We start from the raw sequence: 578 nt of genomic DNA, 5'->3' as shown, positions 1-578 counted from the left end.
ACCGGCATCCCGAGCGGGCCGGTCACGCCGTGGCTCACGTACATGCGTGCCTCGAGGTCGTCGCTTTCGACGAAGATGTGATCGGGTTCGTCCTCGACCACGCGGCCTTCGAACAGGTTCGTCGAGCCGATGAACTCGGCCGAGAAGCGGCTGTTCGGGTATTCGTACACTTCGCCCGGCGTGCCGATCTGCACGATCTTGCCTTCGCTCATCACCGCGAGGCGGCTCGCCATCGTCATCGCCTCTTCCTGGTCGTGCGTGACCATCACGCAGGTCACGTCGACCTTCTCGATGATGTTCACCAGTTCGAGCTGGGTCTTCTGGCGGATCTTCTTGTCGAGCGCGGACATCGGCTCGTCGAGCAGCAGAAGCTTCGGGCGCTTCACCAGCGAGCGCGCGAGCGCGACGCGCTGCTGCTGGCCGCCAGACAGCTGGTGCGGCTTGCGCTTCGCGTACTTGCTCATCTGCACCAGCGCGAGCGCGTCGGCCACGCGTTCCTTGATCTCGTTTTTCGGCGTGCCTTCCTGCTTCAGCCCGAACGCGACGTTCGATTCGACCGACATGTGCGGGAACAGCGC

At 64.0% G+C, this 578-nt stretch carries 1 protein-coding gene; it reads right to left on the bottom strand.

What is annotated here, in order from left to right:
* Positions 1-578 (bottom strand): ABC transporter ATP-binding protein (locus U5A56_RS36930; protein WP_321927417.1); only part of this gene is annotated, 578 nt, incomplete at both ends.

The organism is Burkholderia sp. BCC1998 (genome assembly GCF_905339875.1).
GTDB lineage: Bacteria > Pseudomonadota > Gammaproteobacteria > Burkholderiales > Burkholderiaceae > Burkholderia.
This window is presented reverse-complemented; position numbering and strand designations above follow the sequence as displayed.